The 7,490-nt window shown below is 69.2% G+C and carries 5 protein-coding genes and 2 pseudogenes; 4 read left to right on the forward strand and 3 right to left on the reverse strand.

The window, feature by feature from the left end:
• Nucleotides 1–138: 138 nt before the first annotated feature.
• The 3 genes from SSBG_RS19965 to SSBG_RS19980 all read right to left on the reverse strand — a co-directional run bounded on the left by SSBG_RS19965 (nt 139) and on the right by SSBG_RS19980 (nt 2,590).
• Entirely contained in the window at nt 139–909 is a 771-nt protein-coding gene (locus SSBG_RS19965) for an IS5-like element ISStsp8 family transposase (RefSeq protein ID WP_008745672.1), read from the reverse strand.
• A gap of 55 nt (nt 910–964) precedes the next feature.
• A protein-coding gene (locus tag SSBG_RS19970; protein ID WP_106429344.1) for an IS5 family transposase occupies nt 965–1,773 on the reverse strand; the annotation gives its coding sequence in 2 pieces (ribosomal slippage) (nt 965–1,425 and nt 1,425–1,773; 810 coding nt in all).
• Nucleotides 1,774–1,840: 67 nt separating this feature from the next.
• A complete protein-coding gene (locus tag SSBG_RS19980) occupies nt 1,841–2,590 on the reverse strand; it encodes an IS5/IS1182 family transposase (RefSeq protein WP_008746711.1) in 750 nt (249 codons plus the stop codon).
• Nucleotides 2,591–2,710: 120 nt separating this feature from the next.
• Between SSBG_RS19980 and SSBG_RS19985 the strand changes: the two are divergent.
• From SSBG_RS19985 to SSBG_RS20000, 4 genes and pseudogenes are all read left to right on the forward strand, one after another.
• A pseudogene (locus SSBG_RS19985) lies at nt 2,711–3,976 on the forward strand (Cys-Gln thioester bond-forming surface protein); the annotation flags it as partial.
• 840 nt (nt 3,977–4,816) lie between these two features.
• Nucleotides 4,817–6,481: an energy-dependent translational throttle protein EttA gene (ettA, locus tag SSBG_RS19990; protein WP_007826970.1), complete on the forward strand. Its 1,665-nt coding sequence runs from the start codon at nt 4,817–4,819 to the stop codon at nt 6,479–6,481.
• Nucleotides 6,482–6,487: 6 nt separating this feature from the next.
• Complete coding sequence (locus SSBG_RS19995) at nt 6,488–6,937, forward strand: acyl-CoA thioesterase (protein ID WP_008747887.1); 450 nt, start codon at nt 6,488–6,490, stop codon at nt 6,935–6,937.
• Nucleotides 6,938–7,016: 79 nt separating this feature from the next.
• Nucleotides 7,017–7,490 (forward strand): annotated as a pseudogene (locus SSBG_RS20000) (hypothetical protein); the annotation flags it as partial.

Here is a 7,490-nt window from a genome sequence, read left to right on the forward strand (position 1 = left end):
TGGCGATAACGATTCAGACGCAATGGGATTGTCGGATGGTGCGACGGGGAAAGGGGCTCGCTCTCCTCCCTAAGGGCTGTCCCGTAAATGATCTCCGAGTCGCCTCGGGCGTGGTTGATCGCTGTGCGGCCCGCTGCCCTATCCGGCGAGGGTGAGGTTGTGCGTCCGGGCGATTCCGAGCATGGCGTGGTGGACTCCGTCTCCTTTGAGGCGGCAGTCGCGGAGGATCTTCCAGGTCTTCATGCGGGCGAAGACATGCTCGACGCGGGCGCGGACCTGCTTGTGGGACTTGTCGTGTTCCTCTTTCCAGTCCGGAAGTTCGGTCTGGCCGCGCTCGCGCCGGTGAGGGATGACGAGTCCGGTACCGGGGCAGCCGCCGTCGGCGATCGTGAGGGTCTTGCCGACGGCGGCCTTGGCGCCGGATTCCTCCCATGCTTCGCGGTCGTTGCGGTTCCCGGCGAGCGGCCGGCCGACCACGACGGCCAGGCGGGTGTCGGCGTCGATGACGACCTGGTGGTTGGTGGAGCAGCGATAGTTCTTCGACCGTTCGGCGATCGTGTGATCCCGGGTCGGGACCAGGGTGCCGTCCACGATCAGCACGGTGTCCCTGGAGAACCGCTTGCGGGGCTGGAGAGCGAGCATCGGTCCGAGGTGGTCGATGATCCGGTCCGCCGCCGACTTGGACACCCCAAACAACGGGGCGAGCTGTCGCATGGTCAGATTCGTGCGCCAGTAGGCCGCGACCAGCAGGGCCCGGTCCTCCAGCGAAAGGCTCCACGGCCGGCCCTTGCGGACGGCGTCCGCGCCCTCACACCTGAGAACCGTCACCAGCTTCCCGAACTGCCGCGGGCTCAGCCCGGTGAACGGGGCTGTCCAGGACGGCTCCGCCGCCGTGATCACACCAGCCACGCCATGATCATCTCATCCGTGACCAGCAGTTACGGGACAGCCCTTAGAAGTCATCTCATTTGGTGAGTCTGCGGTAGCAGATGAGGGTGCAGGCGATGCTGGTGAAGGCGAGGAAGTGGTCGGCTTTGCGTTCGTAGCGTCGGTGGAGTCGTCGGCAGCCGGCGAGCCAGGACATGGTGCGTTCGATGGTCCAGCGGTGTCGGCCGAGTCGCTGCGAGGTCTCGACGCCTTTGCGGGCGATGCGATGCCGGATTCCGCGTCCGGACAGCCATTGCCGCAGGTGGCGGTAGTCGTATCCCTTGTCGGCGTGGAGCTTTCCGGGTCGGCGTCGACGGGGGCCCCGGCGGGAGGTGATAGGCGGTATGCCCTTCACGAGCGGGATAAGGGCTTGGCTGTCGTGGACGTTGGCACCGGAGATTGCGACGGATATGGGCAGACCGGTCCGCTCGGTGATCAGGTGGATCTTCGACCCGTACTTGCCCCGGTCGACAGGATTCGGACCTGTCAGGTCCCCCTTTTCAAGGCCCGCATGTTCACCGAGTCGATCGCGCACCGCGACCAGTCCAGCTCCCCGCGCGTACCGAGCTCGTCGAGGACCAGGCGGTGGAGCTTGGCCCACACCCTGGCCTTCGACCACTCCGAGAACCGCCGGTGGGCAGTCGCTCCGGACGGGCCGAACGACGCCGAAGGCAGCTGCTGCCAGGTACAACCCGACGTGGCCACGAAGACGATCGCGGCCAGCACTTCCCGGTCACCGTGCCGACGCCGACCACCACCCTGCGGCCGCGACGGCGCCTCAGGCACCACCCGCTGGAACAACTGCCACAATTCGTCCGGCACCAGCCGCTCAACAAGCCCCACCATGACTCATAGACTACCGAGTCACCCAAATGAGATGGCTTCTTAAACCGGCCAGCAGCAATGAGCGTTTTCAGCGTTGACTCTCCAGGGTGAGGACGGCTTTGGCGATGACGCTCATGCGGTTGGGACTGATGCGGGATCTGCGGAAGATCTGCCAGGACTTCAGTCGTGCCATGCCTCGTTCGACAGGTGCCCGGGCCGCGGACAGGGCCCGGTTCTCGGTCCGCTCGGTAAGGGTGAGTTCACCGCCCGGCGGACGGCGCTTGGCGGTGGTGACCCAGCCGCCTGCACCGATGTAGGCCATGTCGGCGAGGATCGGGACGCCCTGGCGCTCGCAGATCCGGAGAATCTTGTGCGTGCGGGCTGCCGTCAGATCGTGGGTGCGGCCCGGCAGTGTCGGCGACAGCCACAAAATCTCTCCGGCCGGGTCCGTGACTACCTGCACGTTCACGCCGTGCCGCTTGTGTTTCGCCGAGTAGTCCGCCCTGCCGTCACCGACGCGGTCGCACTCGACGAGCGTGCCGTCCAGGAGAACGAAGTCCGGATCGTGCACGCGCAGCGTCTTGAGCAGGCCCGGTGCCTGCTCGGCGAGTAGGTCGGTGACCGACGCGACGTAGGAGTGGGCGGTGCCGACGGATATCCCGAAGGCTGCGGCGATGCGGGCGAGGGTTTCGTGGCGGCGCAGGTACACGAGTGCGACCAGCGCACGGCGGTGCGGCGGGAGTTTGCACCGCCGGTCACCCTCGCGGGTGACGATGAGCATCGTGACCCACTCGACCAGGGCGTGAGGCAGGTCGAGTGCGGCAGGATACGGAACCAACAGGGCTCCTGTGCTGCTGAGTTGAGACGTCGAACACCTCACTCAACGGCACGGGAGCCCTGTCCGTTGCGTACCTCAACGTCACGCCGTCCCATCACCCGATCAGTAGCCACGCTGAAAACGCTCAGTGACACGGCGGTGATTCACGAAAACGGCAAGGACCAGCGCGTCCAGGCCGGGCTCTTCACGATGGCCGCCGACCAGGGTGGTGCCTTGCAGACCTACTGCATCGACATCCACCACCCGACCCAGGACGGCGCGAAGTACCAGGAGACGCCCTGGAGCGGTACCTCGCTGAACGCGAATCCGGACGCCGGCAAGATCCGCTGGATTCTGGAGAACTCCTACCCGCAGGTGAACGATCTCGCCGGGCTCGCGGCGAAGGCCGGCAGCGGGGCGCTCACCGAGCAGACGGCCGCCGCCGGTACGCAGGTGGCGATCTGGCGGTACTCGGACGGCGCGGATGTCGACGCGGTCAACCCGGCGGCGGAAAAGCTCGCCGATTACCTGGAGAAGGCCGCGCAGAACGTGGCCGAGCCGAAGGCGTCGCTCAGCCTTGAGCCCGCCGCTGTCTCCGGCAAGGCGGGCGAGAAGCTCGGGCCGGTCACCGTGCACACCAACGCCGCGTCGGCGCAGGTGGAGATCGGTGGGGACGCCGCGACGGCCGGGGTGAAGCCCGTCGACAAGAACGGCAAGACTGTCGAGTCGGTCGTGGACGGTACGCAGCTGTGGTTCGACGTACCTGCCGGAGCGCAGGCGGGTTCCGCCTCGCTCGACGTGCAGGCGACGACGAACGTGCCGGTGGGCCGCGCCTTCGCCTCGGAGACGCGCAGCCAGACACAGATACTCGCCGGCTCCAGCGGCTCGACGGTCGCGGCGACCGCGAGCGCCACGTGGGGTGAGAGCGGCCCGATACCCGCGGTCTCGGCGGAGAAGAACTGCGCCAAGGGCGGCGTGGACGTGACCGCGAGCAACCAGGGCGACAAGCCGTTCACCTTCGACCTGGCCGGTCAGCACCACACGGTTGCGGTGGGCAAGTCCACCACGATCACCGTGCCGGTCTGGGAGGACCAGTCCTACGACCTCACGGTGAAGGGGCCGGACGGCTTAACCAAGGAGTTCAAGGGCGTCCTCGACTGCAAGGTCGCCTCTGAGGGCGGCGCGAGCCCGGCCGGCGGACAGTCCCCGCTGCCGAGCGCCTCGCCGTCGACTGCCGCGCAGGGCTCCGGCGCGGACACGGGTTCGGGCTCGGCCCCGGGTGGCGACCTCGCCGCCACCGGTGGCTCCAGCGCGACCCCGGTGATAGCTGGCGTGGCCGTGGCCCTCGTCGTCCTGGGTGCGGGCACGGTCTTCTTCATCAAGCGCCGCAAGCCTGCCGAGCACTGAGTGATCCGTCCATGACGGGCCTGCCTGTGACGGCCTGCCTGTGACGGCCTGCCCGTGACGGCCTGCCCGTCACCGGGCTCCGGGGGAACGCACCCTCGGAGCCCGGGCCCGGGCCCGGGCCGCCAACGGGCGGGGTGAGGCCGCCGCCGTGGACATGGCGTGGGGCGACACGGAGCACGGGCGGGCGGGGAGGGCAGGACAGGACGGGGGAGAACGGTCCTTTACGCGACGGGCTTCGCGTCCTTCCCCTGCTTGCCGCCTCTCTCCCCCCGGCCAGTCACCGCGCGCTCTCTCGTCGCCGCTCAGCTCCCGCCGGCCCTCCCGGCCTCCCCGCCGGTCGTCCCAGCCCCCCCCGCCGGTCACCGCGGGCTCCGTGGGGCCGCCGCAGCCCCCGCGCCGCCCCCTGCCGGTCGCAGCAGTCTCCGCCACTCTCGCCAACCGCCGCCCGCCCCCGTCCGTCGCCCCCAGTCCCCTCCAAGGCCCCGGCGCGCCCCCGCCAGCCTCATCCCCCGGCGGCGCACCGCTCCACCCCACGAGACCGGCGGCGGCTCGTCCGCGGCCGCTCGGCGAACGCGCGGCCAGCGACACCGCCCACCCCGCTCTCACGCCCGCCACCCGCGGTGTCGCCGTCCCCACCCGTGCTCCCGTGGCCCCGAGGCGCACCCCTCAAGGGGAACGGGTTTCCGCCCGGGGGGCAGCGTGCGGCAAGATGGGTGTGTCTGCCCTCCGGCGGGGCCCCGGGGCTCGGGGGAGGGCGGAGTCCCCCTTCACGGGGCACGCGCCGATCCCGGCGAGCGCCCCAGGACGACTGTCAGAATCCAGACTGCCGGACGGTTTCTCTTGGCTGAGTACATCTACACCATGCGCAAGACGCGCAAGGCGCACGGCGACAAGGTGATCCTTGACGACGTGACGCTGAGCTTCCTGCCGGGCGCGAAGATCGGTGTTGTCGGGCCGAACGGCGCCGGTAAGTCGACTGTCCTGAAGATCATGGCGGGCCTGGAGCAGCCCTCCAACGGGGACGCGTTCCTCTCGCCCGGCTACAGCGTCGGCATCCTCCTCCAGGAGCCCCCGCTGGACGAGTCGAAGACCGTCCTGGAGAACGTGCAGGACGGCGTCGCGGAGACCATGAAGAAGGTCAACCGCTTCAACGAGATCGCCGAACTCATGGCGACCGACTACTCCGACGCGCTCCTCGAAGAGATGGGCAAGCTCCAGGAGCAGCTCGACCACGCCAACGCCTGGGACCTCGAAGCCCAGCTCGAACAGGCCATGGACGCCCTTGGCTGCCCGCCCGGAGACTGGCCCGTCGTCAATCTCTCGGGTGGTGAGAAGCGCCGCGTCGCGCTCTGCAAGCTGCTCCTCGAAGCCCCCGACCTGCTCCTCCTGGACGAGCCCACCAACCACCTCGACGCCGAGTCGGTGAACTGGCTGGAGCAGCACCTCTCCAAGTACGAGGGCACCGTCGTCGCCATCACCCACGACCGGTACTTCCTCGACAACGTCGCCGGCTGGATCCTGGAGCTGGACCGGGGCCGCGCGATCGGCTACGAGGGCAACTACTCCACGTACCTGGAGACGAAGCAGACGCGTCTCAAGGTCGAGGGCGCGAAGGACGCCAAGCGCGCCAAGCGCCTCAAGGAGGAGCTGGAGTGGGTCCGCTCCAACGCCAAGGGGCGGCAGGCCAAGTCGAAGGCCCGCCTGGCCCGTTACGAGGAAATGGCGGCGGAGGCCGAGAAGACCAGGAAGCTGGACTTCGAGGAGATCCAGATCCCGCCGGGGCCGCGCCTGGGCAACGTCGTGATCGAGGTCGACCACCTCAACAAGGCGTTCGGCGAGAAGGTCCTCATCGACGACCTCTCCTTCACCCTCCCGCGCAACGGCATCGTCGGGGTCATCGGCCCCAACGGCGCCGGGAAGACCACGCTCTTCAAGATGCTCCAGGGCTTCGAGGAGCCGGACGCGGGCAACATCAAGGTCGGCGAGACCGTCAAGGTCTCCTACGTCGACCAGGGCCGCTCGAACATCGACCCGAAGAAGACGCTGTGGGAGGTCGTCTCGGACGGCCTCGACTACATCAACGTCGGCCAGGTCGAGATGCCCTCGCGCGCCTACGTCTCCGCCTTCGGCTTCAAGGGCCCCGACCAGCAGAAGCCCGCAGGAGTCCTCTCCGGCGGTGAGCGCAACCGCCTCAACCTCGCGCTCACCCTCAAGCAGGGCGGGAACCTGCTCCTCCTGGACGAGCCCACCAACGACCTCGACGTCGAGACGCTCTCCTCGCTGGAGAACGCCCTCCTGGAGTTCCCGGGCTGCGCCGTGGTCGTCTCGCACGACCGCTGGTTCCTCGACCGCGTGGCGACGCACATCCTCGCCTACGAGGGCGAGTCCAAGTGGTTCTGGTTCGAGGGCAACTACGAGTCGTACGAGAAGAACAAGGTCGAACGACTCGGCGCCGACGCGGCCCGCCCGCATCGCGCCACCTACAAGAAGCTGACCCGGGGCTGAGCGATCGTGGCGCGTCACCTCTACCACTGCCCGCTGCGCTGGGCCGACATGGACGCCTTCGGGCACGTCAACAACGTGGTCTTCCTCCGCTACCTGGAGGAGGCCCGTATCGACTTCATGTTCCGGCTCAAACCGGACGGGGACGGGCCGTCCTTCTCCGGCGGCTCCGTCGTGGCCCGGCACGAGATCGACTACCTGCGCCCGCTGGTGCACCGGCACGCGCCGGTCACCATCGAGTCATGGGTGACGAACCTGCGCGCCGCGTCCCTCGTCATCGCCTACGAGGTGAAGGACCCGGAGACGGCGGAGAGCCCTGAGGTGGTGTACGCGCGCGCCGCCACGGTCGTCGTCCCCTACGACCTCAAGGCCGGGCGGCCCCGCCGCATCACCCCGTACGAGCGCGAGTACCTGGAGAAGTACCGCGATGACGCGGGGCCGGGCGGTCTGGTCGCATGAGGGGCTTCGCGCATGACGGGACACCGCGTACGACAGGAAACCGCGCACGACAGGACACCGCGCGTGACGGGACTGCCGCATGAGTGACGCGTCGGTGCGGTGCGCCGACCCGGGGGAGGCCGCGGATCTCGCGGCCTTCCTCGGGCGGCTGCTCCACTACGACAAGGCCGCGGCCGTGCGGCTCCAGGCCGCGGCCGGGGCGCTCGCCGTCTTCGGCCGTCCGCCGTCCTTCGAGGTCCTCGCGATCCGCACAGTGCGTCTCGCGCCGCGGCCGGACGCGCGGACCTTCGACGTGACGGTCTCGGCGGGCGACCTTCTGGAATCGGTGGACGAGGCCACGGCGCGCTTCGCCGTGCCCGCGCCCGTCACCGGCCCGCCCTGGGCGGGCCTGCTGCCCCCGCGCGGTGGCTGGCACCGCGAGCCCGTCGCGCTCCTGCCGCAGGCGGTACGGGGCGCGGTCGCCCAGGCGGTGTCCGTTTTCCGTACCCGGATGGAACGCCTCGCCCCCGCCCCTCGCTTCCCCGCGGAGCTGGACCGCATCGGTGGCGAGGTC

Source organism: Streptomyces sp. SPB074, assembly GCF_000154905.1.
Lineage (GTDB): Bacteria > Actinomycetota > Actinomycetes > Streptomycetales > Streptomycetaceae > Streptomyces.